The sequence below is a fragment of the uncultured Christiangramia sp. genome (assembly GCF_913046405.1).
Taxonomy (GTDB): domain Bacteria; phylum Bacteroidota; class Bacteroidia; order Flavobacteriales; family Flavobacteriaceae; genus Christiangramia; species Christiangramia marina.
In genome coordinates this window covers 15,588-30,391 of the sequence record NZ_CAJWRQ010000022.1, presented here as the reverse complement: position 1 = coordinate 30,391, position 14,804 = coordinate 15,588, and the positions used below count along the sequence as shown (strand labels likewise).

Annotated in this window: 18 protein-coding genes; 7 read left to right on the top strand and 11 right to left on the bottom strand. The window is 38.3% G+C overall.

Annotated elements, in window-relative coordinates; genetic code table 11:
- From QZ620_RS04770 to QZ620_RS04755, 4 genes are all read right to left on the bottom strand, one after another.
- Nucleotides 1-1,184: DUF4350 domain-containing protein (locus tag QZ620_RS04770; RefSeq protein WP_295179582.1), on the bottom strand; the 1,184-nt coding region annotated here is incomplete at its 3' end.
- Nucleotides 1,177-1,998 carry a DUF4129 domain-containing protein gene (locus tag QZ620_RS04765; RefSeq protein WP_295179581.1) on the bottom strand — a complete coding sequence of 274 codons (822 nt, stop codon included), beginning with the start codon at nucleotides 1,996-1,998 and terminating at the stop codon, nucleotides 1,177-1,179. The genes QZ620_RS04765 and QZ620_RS04770, both read right to left, overlap by 8 nt.
- A complete protein-coding gene (locus tag QZ620_RS04760; RefSeq protein ID WP_295179580.1) occupies nucleotides 1,937-2,797 on the bottom strand; it encodes a hypothetical protein in 861 nt (286 codons plus the stop codon). Before QZ620_RS04760 ends, QZ620_RS04765 begins: the two co-directional genes overlap by 62 nt.
- On the bottom strand, nucleotides 2,790-3,752 hold the full coding sequence (locus QZ620_RS04755) for a stage II sporulation protein M (protein ID WP_295179579.1): 963 nt from the start codon (nucleotides 3,750-3,752) through the stop codon (nucleotides 2,790-2,792). Before QZ620_RS04755 ends, QZ620_RS04760 begins: the two co-directional genes overlap by 8 nt.
- Before the next feature lie 34 nt (nucleotides 3,753-3,786).
- Between QZ620_RS04755 and QZ620_RS04750 the strand changes: the two genes are divergently transcribed.
- Entirely contained in the window at nucleotides 3,787-4,500 is a 714-nt protein-coding gene (locus QZ620_RS04750; protein WP_295179578.1) for an RDD family protein, read from the top strand.
- On the opposite strand, the gene QZ620_RS04745 is transcribed toward QZ620_RS04750, so the two are convergent.
- Nucleotides 4,501-5,274: a peptidylprolyl isomerase gene (locus QZ620_RS04745; RefSeq protein WP_295179576.1), complete on the bottom strand. Its 774-nt coding sequence runs from the start codon at nucleotides 5,272-5,274 to the stop codon at nucleotides 4,501-4,503.
- On the opposite strand from QZ620_RS04745, the gene QZ620_RS04740 reads away from it, so the two are divergent.
- Nucleotides 5,273-5,911 carry a CoA pyrophosphatase gene (locus QZ620_RS04740; RefSeq protein WP_295179574.1) on the top strand — a complete coding sequence of 213 codons (639 nt, stop codon included), beginning with the start codon at nucleotides 5,273-5,275 and terminating at the stop codon, nucleotides 5,909-5,911. The two genes, QZ620_RS04745 and QZ620_RS04740, sit on opposite strands and share 2 nt — an antisense overlap.
- A 74-nt stretch (nucleotides 5,912-5,985) precedes the next feature.
- Nucleotides 5,986-6,789, top strand: coding sequence for a 1-acyl-sn-glycerol-3-phosphate acyltransferase (locus QZ620_RS04735; RefSeq protein ID WP_295179572.1), 804 nt, complete (start codon nucleotides 5,986-5,988; stop codon nucleotides 6,787-6,789).
- 34 nt (nucleotides 6,790-6,823) lie between these two features.
- Here QZ620_RS04735 and QZ620_RS04730 read toward each other — a convergent pair whose 3' ends face one another.
- Together QZ620_RS04730 and QZ620_RS04725 are read right to left on the bottom strand one after the other, a co-directional pair.
- Entirely contained in the window at nucleotides 6,824-7,459 is a 636-nt protein-coding gene (locus QZ620_RS04730) for a hypothetical protein (RefSeq protein WP_295179570.1), read from the bottom strand.
- 6 nt (nucleotides 7,460-7,465) lie between these two features.
- Complete coding sequence (locus QZ620_RS04725) at nucleotides 7,466-7,960, bottom strand: sigma-70 family RNA polymerase sigma factor (protein ID WP_141877963.1); 495 nt, start codon at nucleotides 7,958-7,960, stop codon at nucleotides 7,466-7,468.
- A gap of 125 nt (nucleotides 7,961-8,085) precedes the next feature.
- Between QZ620_RS04725 and QZ620_RS04720 the strand changes: the two genes are divergently transcribed.
- On the top strand, nucleotides 8,086-9,393 hold the full coding sequence (locus QZ620_RS04720; RefSeq protein ID WP_295179567.1) for an NAD(P)/FAD-dependent oxidoreductase: 1,308 nt from the start codon (nucleotides 8,086-8,088) through the stop codon (nucleotides 9,391-9,393).
- 34 nt (nucleotides 9,394-9,427) lie between these two features.
- Here the strand turns inward: QZ620_RS04720 and QZ620_RS04715 are convergent, their stop codons facing one another.
- Nucleotides 9,428-9,862 (bottom strand): hemerythrin domain-containing protein, encoded by a 435-nt coding sequence (locus QZ620_RS04715; RefSeq protein ID WP_141877961.1) that lies wholly within the window; start codon nucleotides 9,860-9,862, stop codon nucleotides 9,428-9,430.
- A 174-nt stretch (nucleotides 9,863-10,036) separates the two neighbouring features.
- On the opposite strand from QZ620_RS04715, the gene QZ620_RS04710 reads away from it, so the two are divergent.
- Genes QZ620_RS04710 through QZ620_RS04700 form a run of 3 tightly spaced genes read left to right on the top strand, consistent with a single transcriptional unit; the run spans nucleotide 10,037 to nucleotide 12,441 of the window.
- Nucleotides 10,037-11,362 carry a 2TM domain-containing protein gene (locus QZ620_RS04710; protein WP_295179564.1) on the top strand — a complete coding sequence of 442 codons (1,326 nt, stop codon included), beginning with the start codon at nucleotides 10,037-10,039 and terminating at the stop codon, nucleotides 11,360-11,362.
- The gene (locus tag QZ620_RS04705; protein WP_295179562.1) at nucleotides 11,362-11,676 is read left to right on the top strand and encodes a 2TM domain-containing protein; all 315 of its coding nucleotides are present in this window, start codon (nucleotides 11,362-11,364) and stop codon (nucleotides 11,674-11,676) included. Before QZ620_RS04710 ends, QZ620_RS04705 begins: the two co-directional genes overlap by 1 nt.
- A 9-nt stretch (nucleotides 11,677-11,685) precedes the next feature.
- Entirely contained in the window at nucleotides 11,686-12,441 is a 756-nt protein-coding gene (locus QZ620_RS04700; protein WP_295179560.1) for a LytTR family DNA-binding domain-containing protein, read from the top strand.
- Between the two features lie 312 nt (nucleotides 12,442-12,753).
- On the opposite strand, the gene QZ620_RS04695 is transcribed toward QZ620_RS04700, so the two are convergent.
- From QZ620_RS04695 to QZ620_RS04685, 3 genes are all read right to left on the bottom strand, one after another.
- Nucleotides 12,754-13,557, bottom strand: a complete 804-nt coding sequence (locus QZ620_RS04695) for an anti-sigma factor (RefSeq protein ID WP_295179559.1) — start codon at nucleotides 13,555-13,557, stop codon at nucleotides 12,754-12,756.
- A 2-nt stretch (nucleotides 13,558-13,559) separates the two neighbouring features.
- On the bottom strand, nucleotides 13,560-14,090 hold the full coding sequence (locus tag QZ620_RS04690; protein ID WP_295179557.1) for a sigma-70 family RNA polymerase sigma factor: 531 nt from the start codon (nucleotides 14,088-14,090) through the stop codon (nucleotides 13,560-13,562).
- Between the two features lie 89 nt (nucleotides 14,091-14,179).
- Entirely contained in the window at nucleotides 14,180-14,773 is a 594-nt protein-coding gene (locus QZ620_RS04685) for a superoxide dismutase family protein (protein WP_295179555.1), read from the bottom strand.
- Nucleotides 14,774-14,804 lie beyond the last annotated feature (31 nt).

Below are 14,804 nucleotides of genomic sequence, written 5' to 3'. Positions count from 1 at the left end.
TCGGTAAATTTGTAATGATTAATATAAGTACTTAGCTCCAGAAACTCTTGTTTTGTGCTATTCTTATTCTTTTGAAATGATTCTATTTTTTTGAAAAGATCGTTGGTTGCTTCCAGTGATTTTGAGCTTTTGGCAGCCAGATCCTTTTTAAATTCAGCATCTATTTTTGAAGTTTCCAGACGATATTCCCGGCGGATAAATTCAAGAAATAACGCAATCTTTTTATCTCCCAGTTCCTGAAATCGATTTTGTTCCAGGTACAAACTCGAGATAATTGCGGTATACTCATAAGATCGGTTATTTGGAGGATCTATAACCGGAATTGCTCGTTGCTTTCTTTTGCCTTCAAAGACTATATACAGGACGATGCAAAAAAGCACAGCATAATAAGCCCATTTTAAAGATCTGTTATTCAGTAGAATATATAGCGAAGAAGTGTAGAAAGATTTACCAGATTTATAATATGCATCCCAGTACACTTTTCCAGCTGGGATATAAGCCAGAAGATTACCGGTATATTTATAATTATCCTCTTTCAGCATGAAGTAATTACTAAAAACCTGCGGTGCTGTATGTAAGAAAATCGCTCCTTCTCCAAAGTCTGCTCTTATAAAATTGACCTTGGGCAACAGTTTGTCTTTGCGGGTAAATCCTAATGCTTGATGGTTTAAGGTATCAATTTCAATAAAAAAAGATTTCGTTACCTGCTTATCGAATAAGGCATCATCCTTCAGTTTTATCCTCGGATTATAAAAGTTTAAATCCTGAGCTTCAGTAAAACCATCTACATCAATTTCAGAACCTGTTTCGATCTTTAAAGTGTCTTTCAGATTCTGACTATAGTCATGTGCTGATATAAATACAGTATTTCCTTCAGCAACCCAGTTCAGTAAATGATCCAGCTCATCATCATCAAAACCAACACCTTTATTAAAAAAGAAATAGGTGCCTTTGGCCTCTTCAGAATTTAAAAATTCATAAGGCGGGATTTTGAGCATTTCCAACCTATCCCCAGAAGTTCGTTTCCAGCTTTCATAAAAAACCTTGGAGCCAAGCGGAATTTCATCATAATGTGTATAACTTGGATTCCAGTTGATCTCCTCTTTTACCGATGTTTCCAGCCAGGTTAGTACAATGACCACTAGTACGAAAAGTGCGATCGCAAACTTGTAGGTTCTATGCATCTTTGACCGGTTTTAATCCATTTTCGATCTTGCTGAATCCATTTGCGGCTATTTTATAATCTGCGGAAGAAACCTTGAAATTACCATACCAGATAAACTCATAGAACTTAGTGACCTCTGCAAATAACTGTTGTAATCGCTCTTCTGGGATCTCTTGTAAATATTCTTTATTGGTCTTCTGAAATTCGTACTGAATAAAATCATTTTCATCCAGCAATTTTAAACTTCGCAAATATTGATAACGCACAGCAAACCTGTAGTTTTCTTCTGAAACTGCTTTACTAATGAGACTGCTTAGATCTTCATTTTTTACCAGTTCCTCTTCCTCGCTAAGAATGACTTTACTTTTTCCGGGTTCTGCCAGGATCTTAGCCCCTGGATTGAGCCGGGTGAATAACCAGACAATCAAAGCCAGAACGGCGAAAATAATTACGTACGGGAAGATCCTTATAAAGAATGCCAGGATTCCGTTTGCATCATAACTTCCAAAAAGCCAGTTTATACACTGATTATACTTAAGGTTCAGCCATTTTTTAAATCGAACCCACCAGCTATCTTCCTCTGTACTCTCAATATAATTATATTCATCCTGCTTTTTATATTCTTCAATTTCAGTAGCATCGAATTCAACCGGAACAAGATCTTCAGACTTTTCCACCTGAATATCTCTCCTGAATATTGAATCCTCTTGAGCGCGTAACTCCTGAGTAAGACTCAGAAGAATAAAAAAATACAGCAGGTATAACTTCAAACTATCGGTTGTTTCCCAGGTTTTGAATTGTTTCGTATGTACCGGTAAAATTTTTCTTTTCATTTAGATGAAAGTATACAAAGGCAACCCCAATTACGGTCATACTATAAATGATATATTGTATTGCTGAAGAGATCGCGTTGATGATCACATACCCAGTTCCAAACATGTCCTGAGGTTCTGCTGCAGAAGATTCTGAAGCTACCGTAAAAGCGCGAATGAATATATAAATAAGTGCAGGCAGCTGGAAGATGAGTCCGATAACATAAATCAGCAGGTATATACAAAGAAGCGTGGCAAAGGTCATCCACCAGTTGTCTTTAACTAGCTGAAAACTCTCAGAAATACTATCAGTTACTCCATTTCTTCGGAAGACCAGGATCGCTGTAACCAGCGACAATGGAACAAATACATATATCCCAGGAATCACAAAGAACATGAACGCGGCGAATGTTATAATTCCAGTAAGTATAGATAATAGCAGGATCTTTCCGAAGTCCTGTTTCAGGCCATTTTTAACCTCCTCATCTTTTATCTGTCCATCGTTATTTATATACGACAGGATCATATGGTTCATAGTCCCGGTCATAGAGGTGAAATATGCAAGGTAAGCGATCATTAGCAGTGCCAGCGCAATGATCACGTTGGAAGCATCCAGGTTTCCATTGGTAAACAGGCTACTGCCCAGTGTAGTGTAGGTGTAAAAGGTAATTGCAGCAACCAGTAGAATGAATGAGGGGCCTACAAGTTTAAAGAATAATCGCAGTCCGGTTTTATAATTCTCTCTAATAAATTTAAAAGTAGCACTCAGGATCTCCCCAAGTTCTCGCTGTTGTTTAAAAATAATGTGGTTGTTATGCATTTCTGGTTTTGTTAGATAAAAGGATTGGGTAAATAACGTAGTAGTATATGATTAGTAGTAATGATAAGCTTATGATAATGATGGCAAGCCAGTCTGGCATTTGAGTCATCCTGGTCACAAATCCCTCCAGGAATCCGGCTATGATGAAAAACGGAACTGTACTAATTACAATTTTGAGTCCGTCCTTGATTCCCATAGTGAATGATTTCAGCCGGCTGTAAGTTCCCGGGAATAGTATACTTTTTCCAACGACCAGGCCTGCGCAGCCAGCTACGATAATAACCGAAATTTCTATCGTTCCATGGATCCAGATCGTTCTGGCAGATTCCCAGAGCAAACCCTGTTCATAAAAGAAATATTGAAAACTACCAAGCATAACTCCGTTTTGCATCATCACGAAAACAGTACCAATACCGGCGAGAACACCGAGTGAAAATGCTGTAAGAGCGACCCTAATATTATTGATGGTGATCCCCAGGAACATATTTGTTTCTGAAGCCTGTTTATAAACAGCCATTGGATCTTTGTTCGCAATATTTTCAAGCGTCATGTTCACATAAGCATCGCCTAGAATAGATCTTAGAAATGAACCATCTGTAGCCGCACTATAAGCACCAACCAGGCTAAAACCTGCAAATATTAGAAAGCTCCATAAAAGTTGCTTTTGGTGCTTATGAAATTCCCGCGGGAATTCTTTAGTAAAGAACGTTAAGAACCTGCTTTTAGATTCTTTTTTCGCTCTATAGATCTTCTGGTGGGCAGTAGTTGCTAATCCGTTTAAGTATTGAACGGTATTTGAGCCAGGATAAAAGGTTGAAGCGTAACTTAGGTCATCGCTAAGTTCTACGTAAAGATTGGATAGTTGATCTGGATTCAGCGATTTATATTTCTGAAGCAGACTTTCATACTTGACCCATTTATCTTTATTTTGCCTTACAAAAGCTGCCTCGCGCATTCTTAAATTTAATTGAACCAAAGTAACATATTTAATGGATAATTTTCAAATCGAAACTGCCCAAAATATCAATATTCAGCACAATATTGCGGGAGTGGGAGAGAGGATCCTTGCTTTTTTTATCGATCTCGCTATTATCGTGATCTACATGATCCTTTCTGGTCTGATCATCGCAGGGGCGACCAATGGAGCAGGAGACCAGTGGATGTATTATACAGTTCTTGGGCTTCCCACCATGTTGTATTATTTGCTATGGGAAACTTTCTGGAACGGGCAAACTCCAGGAAAGGCAATCCTAGATATTCGCGTGGTACGTAAGGATGGTAGTCGGCCAACATTTTCTAATTATCTAACCCGCTGGTTACTTCGATTGATCGATATTTCGGCGAGTAGCGGTGCTGTTGCGGTAGTAACAATCCTTTTTACAGGCAAAGGGCAGCGACTTGGAGATCTTGCAGCGGGTACAACGGTTATTACTGAAAAAAAGAAATTTGGTATAGAGCATACGCTCGGTGCTAGTTTTTCTGAAGATTATACTCCTAAATATCCACAGGTGACGGTGCTAACAGATCAAGATGTGCAGGAAATAAAAAATTTATACCAGACTGCTAAAACTGAAGGGCATCACCATATCATCCTGAACCTCAGTCAAAAAGTAGCTGAATTACTGGATGTAAAATTTGAAGAAAGACCTATGGAGTTTCTGGATAGAGTGGTGACCGATTATAATTATTACACTAGCCAGTAATTAGTTCAGTACTTCTATATCCATTTCAACATTATCGACAGGCCATTCAGATTCTCCAGTTTTAACCTGGGAGATCTTTTCAGCTATCTCCATACCTCTTATTACACGACCAAAAACCGTATGATCATTGTTTAGATGCGGAGTTCCATTTTTATCCATAACAATAAAAAATTCAAAAGGAGAAGAGGCTTTACTAACGTTCTGCTCGGCATACTTTGCAGCAGAGAATGCTCCGTAACTATGTTGATGTCCTGCTTCGTACTCGCTCGGGATCAAATAACTTCCCACGTCACCTCGATTATCTGCAGTGATCTGGTTGTCTGCATTGCCACCCTGTATCACGAAACCCGGTGCAACCCTATGGAAAAATGTATTATCAAAATAGTCATTTTTTGCAAGCATGATAAAGTTTGCCCGGTGCAGCGGAGTATCCCGGTATAACTGAACATCGATATTCCCAAATTTTGTTTTGATTCTTATCCTGGTTTCAGGATGCTCATTACCATATTTGCGTAAAGTAGGCATCAATTCTTCTTGAGCTATAGGATACATGTCATTCTTCTCGAATTCAGTTTTAATATTTGCGCGTTTAATCTCTGCTTTTCGAACCTTTAAAATACTATCTCTGGCCTGCTGTGTAGAGTCTTTCTTTCTTTGAAGTTTAAGCTCTTCTGCAGTAGGTTTAGCCGACTTTTCTGAGGAACTTTGCTTATCTTCACAACTTGCGAAAAAGAGAACTGAAAAAATTGTTAGTAAAAGAGACTTTCTAAACATGGAATTCAAAGATTTTAAAAACAGGATTTCAAAGTTAAAAAAAATGCCGTTGCCGGGAGAGGAGGCGCACCGAAAACTGACTCCAATGATGCGAATTAAGGAATTGGAGGAGCTGGATATGGAGCAGCTAAAACCTCAGGAAGCTGGAGTGATGGCATTATTCTATCCAGATATGCAGCAAAAAACACGAATGGTATTAATCCTTAGAAAAACCTATAAGGGAGTGCACTCCAATCAGGTAGGATTTCCAGGTGGTCGGGTAGAACCTGAAGATAGAAATATGGAACATACCGCTTTAAGAGAAACTGAAGAAGAAGTGGGAATTCCACAAGATTCAGTAGAAGTCATCGCTAAATTGTCCAGGTTATATATTCCGCCGTCCAATTTCTGGGTTTATCCATTTATAGGCATGCTGGATCATACCCCAGAACTTATTCCGCAGGAATCTGAAGTAGAAGAAATTATGGAGGTACTTGTGAGTGAATTTCTGGATGATAATAATCTAATAAACGAAACGCTGAGTACTTCTTATGCCACTGAAATTGAAGTGCCAGCTTATAAACTGAACAATAAAGTTGTGTGGGGAGCTACTGGAATGATGCTCGCTGAAGTTCGGGAAATGCTGCTTAGAATTTAATTTGAGAGATATTACTATATTTGCCCGGTTTTGTTAAGGAAATCTAAAAATTTCAATAGGATAAACTAAGTAGCATGGGGTTGTTTAAGAAAAATCCGTTTGGACATTATCAGTTCTTGAAGAAGTGGCTTATTCGCATATTTGGTGTTTTAACTCACAGGCGCTATCGTGGATATAATGAATTACAGATAGAAGGCTCTGAGATCATTAAGAACCTACCAGATACCAATGTGCTTTTTGTTTCTAACCATCAAACATATTTCGCTGATGTTACGGCGATGTTTCACGTATTCAACGCAAGTTTAAGCGGGCGGGTAGATAGCATTAAGAATGTAGGGTATATCTGGCAGCCTAAAATGAATATATATTATGTTGCTGCTAAGGAAACCATGCGGGCGGGACTTCTCGCTAGAATTATGGCTTATGCCGGAGCGATTACTGTGGAACGAACATGGAGAGCAAAAGGGCAGGAGGTAAAAAGAGATGTCAATCCCAACGACACTCAGAACATTGGTACGGCACTCGATGATGGATGGGTGATCACATTCCCTCAGGGAACTACGAAACCTTTTAAACCTATCCGGAAGGGAACGGCTCATATTATTAAAAATCATAAGCCTATCGTGATTCCAATTGTGATTGATGGCTTCCGAAGATCATTTGATAAAAAAGGACTTAGAATCAAAAAACGAGGGATACTTCAAACATTTCAGATCAAGGAACCTCTTGAATTTGATTACGAGAATGATAGTATTGAAGACATTGTAAAGAAACTGGAATATGCAATTGAGCAACATCCTTCCTTCCTTAAAGTAATTCCTTCAGAAGAAATACAGGCGATGGAAGACCTGAACGAACAAAGACGTTTCGGATATTAATAAAAAAAGCCGGAATTCATTCCGGCTTTTACTTTTACATTTCTAACTTTTTCAATTCCTTATAATTTCGGTGCAATCTTCGAAGCAGGATTCCGTACACCAGCGTGTAGATCAACCAGATCACTCCGAGTATGACTGCAAGTAGGAGTAAAATCCCTCCAATAAATAGTACCCAATTCTTCCAATCGAAAGCCATATCTGGATCTGCAATTTCTGGGGTCATTGCATGAGTTCTAAAAACAATTATAATGGAAAATATAAAAACAAAAGCACTGGAAATTAGTATGAAGCCTATATAATATTTTACGGTTTTCCTAACTTTTAAAATGGTCTTCATTAAAACTGCAGCACTATCTGTAGCATTGATCGCGCGGTAATTTTTATAGAATTTATAGATAAAATAAAATGTGATTAGGTAAGAGACCACATATGTTATAATTGAGAATAATGTAAGATTATATTTTTCCAGTTTAGCCCAGTATTCATCATCTGTGATAAAAATATTCAGACCAGCACCCAGTCCGAATTCGATAATACTTATAAAGAATATCCACTTCACGATCGAAGAAGAACGCTTCCAGATAAGCTTATATATCTCGTCGTAGGACAGCTGGGGAATAGACTTCTCCTGCTTCTTCCAATCCTTTTTTAATAGATCTAAATTATCCATACGCTATCAAGGATTTATAATGTTTTGTAATTTCGTTTTCACTCTATTCATTTTTACACGTGCATTAACTTCGGTGATCCCAAGAGTTTCAGAGATCTCGGCATAATTTTTATCTTCAAGATATAGAAAGACTAGTGCCTTGTCGATATCGTTCAATTGTTTGATTGCATCATACATTAGTTTCAAATGTTGTTCCGCAGTATCATCATAAGCTTCCGTTTTTATTTTAAAGTGTACGCTATCATAATCCTGGGTTCGTATACTTTTCTTCTTTTTTCGGTAAAGCGTGATCGCCGTATTTAAAGCAACCCTGTACATCCAGGTACTAAACTTTGAATCTCCCCTAAACTTGGGGTAAGCTTTCCATAACTGTATCGTAATTTCCTGAAAAAGATCATTGTGTGATTCCTGATCATTGGTATAGATACGGCAGATTTTGTGTGCAATGTTCTGGTTTTGCTCCAGGTTTGTTACAAACTGATGTTCTAGGTCTTTGTTCACGAATCTTCTTGGTTAGCACTAATAGGTAGATAAAAAGCCTGTAGCGTTACAAAAATCTTTAATTTATAGTTAATCCATCTTTCTTTGCTTCTAAGAATCTTAAATTTGAATAAAACCAACCGAAAATGATTATTCCAAAGTCTGATTTACCTAGAGTTGTAGTAGTTGGCGGTGGCTTCGCCGGGCTGGCACTGGCAAGAAATTTATTGAAGCAGGACGTGCAAATGGTCTTGCTGGATCGCCATAATTACCACACTTTTCAGCCATTGCTATACCAGGTTTCCACTTCGGGACTGGAACCAGATTCGATTGCTTATCCATTAAGAAAAATTACGCGTTCCAGTGATCGATGTTTTTTCAGACTTACGGAGGTAAAATCAATTTCTGCGCAAAAAAATACCGTTCATACCAGTATTGGTGATATTATCTACGATTATCTGGTCATTGCGACCGGTTCAAAAACTAACTTCTTCGGAAATGATAGTATTGAAGAACATGGAATGTGGATGAAAACTGTTCCACAGGCCCTGAATATTCGTAGTCTTATCCTGGAAAACCTGGAACAGGCTACCATCACAGATGATCCTGAAAAACGAAAATCATTACTGAACTTTGTTCTAGCAGGAGCAGGACCTACTGGTGTGGAACTTGCCGGTGCGATTGCAGAACTTCGAAATCATATAGTACCCAAAGATTATCCCGATCTGGATCCAAATGAAATGAACATTCATCTTCTGGAAGGTATGGGACGCGTATTACCTCCTATGAGTGAACATGCTTCTGAAAAGGCTCAGGAAATGCTGGAAGAACTTGGTGTGAAAGTACACCTGAATACGATGGTTGAAAACTATGACGGTCATTTGGTAACAACCAATACTGAACTCGCACTTAAAACGGAAACTTTTATCTGGTCTGCCGGGGTTACCGGAGCACCTGTAGAAGGTTTGAATGCTTCAGCCATGGTCGAAAAAGCGAACCGTTATGAGGTAAATGCCTTTAACCAAATCAATGGTTATGAGAATATCTTCGCCATTGGTGATATCGCTTTAATGGCTACCGAAGACTTCCCGAGAGGTCATCCTATGGTGGCTCAACCTGCTATACAGCAAGGGAAACATCTAGCTAAAAACATAAAAAGATTGATCAAAGGAGAGCCTCTGGAAGCTTTCGATTATTTTGATAAAGGAACTATGGCCACCGTTGGTAGAAACAGGGCAGTAGTAGACCTGCACAAGTGGAAATTTTCAGGTTTCTTTGCCTGGTTTGTATGGATGTTCGTGCACTTGTGGTTTCTGGTGGGCTTTCGTAACCGCGCGGTTACATTCTTTAATTGGCTATATAACTACGTGAATTTCGACAAGGCTGCGAGATTGATCATAAGACCTTTTAAGGGTCATGAAGAACGAATGTCAATGGATAAGGATAAAGCATAAAAAAAAAGGCCGTCTTATGACGGCTTTTTTTTATTTATCTTCTTTCTTTGATCTCCTTATTATAATCTGAGGCCAAAGAAGTTTTTTGATTATCGGTAAGTACTTTTCCAGCCAACTGAAATACTTCCTGCTCTTCCTCATCGAGATGGTGGATCAATTGATGTTCCAGATCTTTGGCAATCTTCAGCCAGTTAGAAGCGTCCATTTCGGTATCTTCAAGTTGTTCCACTAATTCATCCATTTCATGATGCTCTGCAACACTATGTCTCGCCTTTTCCTGGGTCATGTCCTTTTCCATTAGCGGAATATAAAAATGACGCTCTTCAGCATCTTCATGAATTTTTAATTCATGTTTTAGATCTTCAAAGATCTTTTTTCTTTCTTCAGTTTTTCCTTCGGTTTTTATAAGCTTGTCGATCAGGTCACGCTGTATTTCGTGCTCCTGTCTTAATGCTTCAAAAATTGTCATGTGTTTGAATTTTATGATTTGTTTCCAAGATATTCATTTTTATGTTAAAGATTTTCTAATTTACCGAATACATTGGGTATGCAACTAACAGTTCAGCTAGAAGAAATGACAGTTCAGTTACAAAACTTTCAGGAAAAGACAGAAAGAGTACATCTTTGATATAGAATTACACAAATGAAGAACTTATTAAAAATATTAAAGATCAGTGTTATTGTGAGTTTAGTCATAGCTCTACTGGATGCTACATTTAATGGATTTAGCTTTGAAGCACTTGCCGACTGGGAGAACCTGGCCATGTATTTCTTCTATTCATTTGTTCTTACTTCAATTAATGTACTTTACTTCTATTACTTTAATAAAAAGGTAGGTTGGAAAGACGCCGGACTCAAAAGGGCTTTTATAGCTTCTTCCGGTTCGATTATATTGACCTTACTGGGATATTTTCTATGCAGACTAATTGATAAAACAGTTTTTGGAAAACAGCCAATACCGGAGTTTCTCGAGAATGAAAGTCTGAGCTATTATTTCTTTCCGCTACTATTTACCACGATCGTTACCCTGGTTTTTCATCTTATTTATTTTTATAAAGCACTTCAGGAGAAGAGAGTAAAGGAGCAAAAGATCATTGCAGGAACAGCTTCAGCTAAATTTGATGCACTAAAGAATCAATTAGATCCACATTTTCTCTTTAATAGTCTGAATGTGCTTGCTTCCCTAATAGATGAAAACCCATACCAGGCACAACGTTTTACTACCTCACTATCCAAAGTCTACCGTTATGTTCTGGAACAGAAGGATAAAGATCTGGTGCCACTTTCAGAAGAACTGAAATTTGCCAAGACCTATATGAAATTGCTAGAAATGCGTTTTGAAGACAGTATCTTCTTTGAATTTCCAGAGCAATTATCTTCAGAAGAAGCAAAAGTTGTCCCATTATCATTACAGCTATTGCTCGAGAATACCATCAAACATAACGTGGTAAGCGACAGCAGGCCTTTACATATTAAAATCATTGAGGAAAATGGTTACCTGGTTGTACAGAACAACTTTCAGAAAAAAGAAGTTCTGGGCGATCGTAAAGGCGTAGGGCTTCAGAATATCGTGAACCGCTACGATGTGGTGACCGAACGTAAAGTTTTAATCGAACAAAATGAGGATCACTTCAAAGTGAAACTTCCAATATTAACTAAACAAATATCAATAATGGAATCGACCACTATTAACGAACAAAATGCTTATTTCAAGGCAAAACAGAGAGTAAAGGAGATCAAGGAGTTTTATGGAAACCTTATATCTTACTGCGTAGTAATACCTTTTCTAATATTTATAAATTACTTTACCTACTGGGGTTTCCAGTGGTTCTGGTTTCCGTTATTTGGATGGGGAATTGGATTGGCCATTCACGGTTTTTCAGTATTTGGATATGGATCTGACTGGGAAGAGCGTAAGATCAGGGAATTAATGGAAAAGGATCAACAACAAAATAAAAGCTGGAACTAATGGAAATCGATTATAGAAAAGATATGCGCTACAAGCAGGCGCAGAAAAGGATCAAGGATATCAAAGGTTTTTACGTTCACCTTATAGTATATATATTCGTTAATATAGCCATTTTTGTGGTAAGTACACGCCAGACAGGCTTAGAAGAGGGGCTAACGAGGTGGCAGAACTATTCTACATTGTTCTTTTGGGGGATAGGTTTGTTCGCTCATTGGGCGAGCGTTTTTGGACCGAACTTTATCTTCGGAAAATCATGGGAAGAGCGTAAGATCAAAGAGATTATGGAAAAAGATAAAAAGCAACTTTGGAAATAAACCAGGACTGTGACGAAAGTAGTAATTATTGAAGACGAAAAACCTGCCGCAAGACGCTTGCAGAGAATGCTGACTAATCTCGGAATGACTACGGAAGTGATGCTACATTCGGTTAGTGATGCTGTTAAGTGGTTCCAGAATAATCCGGATCCTGAGCTTATATTTCTGGACATCCAGTTAAGCGACGGACTCTCCTTTGAGATCTTTGAACAGGTTTCTCCGAAAAGTGCCATTATCTTCACGACGGCCTACGATGAATATGCTTTGAAAGCCTTCAAATTAAATAGTATCGATTACCTGCTGAAGCCAATTGACGACGAGGAACTGGAAGCCGCAATCACAAAATTTGAAAGTACGAGAAAGAAGGAAGGACTAGATCTCCAGGAAATTAGGAGCATGCTTACAGGACAATCTTCTTTGAAAACTTATAAATCCCGATTTACAGCTCAGGTTGGCCAGCATTTAAAACTGGTTGAAGCCAGCGATATCGCCTGCTTTTATTCTGAAAACAAAGCAACCTATATACATTGTTATTCCGGGAGAAATTATCCGGTTGATATTCCGCTAGAACAATTGGAGGATGAGTTAGATCCCGAAAAATTCTACCGCGTGAATCGAAAATGTATCCTTAATATCAAAGCGATCAAAGACATACTAACCTATTCCAATTCAAGACTTGAAGTGAAGATCGAAAACTTTACTGAATTCCAGATCATAGTAAGTCGGGAACGAGTTAAAGACTTCAAATTATGGCTAAACAATTGATGTTGAAATGTTAAAGTTGATTATTTTAAAACCGTAGGGAAGAAGCTTCCGTATATCTTGATATATAAACTCGGTTTGTTTGAATAATTTTTGGTCGAATTATGTCGATTTGAGTTTTTGATTTTTTTGGTTGGTTAGATGTTAGGAGTGAGGACCCTCGGAAATCCTTCTAACGTTTACAAAGTAAGCCCCACGCATTCGCGTGGGGCTTATTAATTTATTTAAGGTGTAGTTTGCTTTTATTGATCTAGAAAAACAAAACCCTGCGTTATAACGCAGGGTTCTTAAAATCTATCGGAGTTGTTTTATTTGTTAGGGAGCAGATACTGCACCAAGTACATAGAGTTGTTCCATGGTTGGTGATTCACTACCACCTTCAGGCTCCAGTGTAATACCGAATGCTTCAGACTGGTTTGCATTCTCAAGCTCGAATATTTTGTTGTCGTCTACTGCGTAAGAATCCAGAAGACCTATACTCGTTGGTGTTAAAGGATCCATTTTCAGAGACCATACCTGGTAGACCTTTCCTCTTGGAGGTTCAGGTAATTCCTTTGCATCAATGTATGCTTTATTATCTTCCTTGTTCCAGTAAACCGCTGCATATGCTTCAGGAGCTACTTTCTGACCTAGCAGACTTACCCTTGAAACGTTCTTACTTCTAAGAATGGCAAGGAGATCTTCGCTTTTTTCTGCGTCTTCACGAATATCAACAATTTGCTGTTCCATTCTCGCGCTGCGTACTTTTTCAGAATTTAGTTGCTCTCTTAGATCGTTGTTATCTCCGAAAAGGAAGAATAAACCAACTAATAGCAAGATACTGGCTGCCCAGCCAATATAAGATACCCACGGTGTTCTACTTTCAGTTTCCATGGTAACTACTTCACGATCACCTTTTCCAGAGAGCTTGGTTTTTATACTGGCTAGCAAGGCTTCTGGATTGTAAGGAGCAGTCGCTGCAGAGAGTTTAAGCAATGCAGCCTCAATCTCTTCAACTTCCTTTTCAACTTCAGGATGTTCCTTAAGTATTGCAGACACTTCCCTGCTTTCAGTTTCGGTTAAAGCTCCATAAACGTAAAGCTCTAAAATTCCTGATTCTATGTATTCTTTGATATCCATTCTTATTCAGCTAACATATTCCGAAGTGAATTGATACACGCTCTGTTTCGGGTTTTAACCGTGCCCAGTGGCATATCCAGCTCTTCCGCTGTTTCCTTCTGTGTAAATCCTTTAAAGAACAGCAGATCTATCAATTTTTTGCAAACAGGCTTTAGAACATCAATATATTTCTGAATTCCAATTGCATCTGCCTGAGCAGAGAAGTTAGATTTGCTTTCCAGAATATCTACGAAATTATCTGCTGTCAGGTTTTTCTGGCTGTTCTTGTGTCTCTTGGAGCGAAGCTGATCTATAGAAGCGTTCCGGGCAATATTTAAAATCCAGGTAAAAAACCTTCCTTTGCTCGAGTTGTAAGATGAAGCGTTATTCCAGATCTTTAAAAAGACATCCTGTAATATTTCCTCTGCTATATCCTGATCATTCACTATACTGAATATAATACCGTAAACACTTTCAGAATAAAGCTCGTAGATTCTTTCAAAAGCTCTTTGGTTACCATTCTGAAGTTCAAGGATTAAACCGTCTTGCTGCATAAGTAGTATTTATAAAAAATAAATATAGTTCATAATATGGTATAAAAAAAGCGGCTAAATAGCCGCTTTCAAATAATATTTAATGCTTGTTACATTTCAATAACTCCACAACCAACTCTGGTTCCGGCAGCTCCTGAAGGTTGAGATGTATAATCATCTACACCATCATGAACGATCACTGCTTTTCCAGCAAGATCTTTATTTTTGTCGCCACAATCAAGACACCACTCATCGGTTGTAAGATTAACGGTTCCGTTTCCATTTTCATCAACTTCGAAGTTTCCGATATCACCTTTATGGAAACCTTCTGAATCATCCCATTTACCATGGTCTTCACCAGTTGGGTTCCAGTGTCCACCGGCAGATTTACCATCTGCTGCAGAACAGTCTCCTTTTTCATGAATGTGGATAGCGTGAGTTCCTTCAGTAAGACCACTAATTATCGCAGTCATAGAAACTTCACCATCTTCCTGGGTGAATACTACATTACCACTAAGGTCTGAATTGCTAACAGATTGCAAAGTGACTTTTGCTTTCTTCTTTTCTTCATTTTTCTGGCTGTCCATTTCTGAAGACATTTCGGTCTCATTCTGGTCATCCATTTCTTTTTCTTTCTTGTCGTCTTTACATCCTGTGAAAACTAATCCTGCGCAAAGAACTAGAGATAAACTAATACGTTTCATACTGTATCGATTGGTTAAAATTCGGTTTACA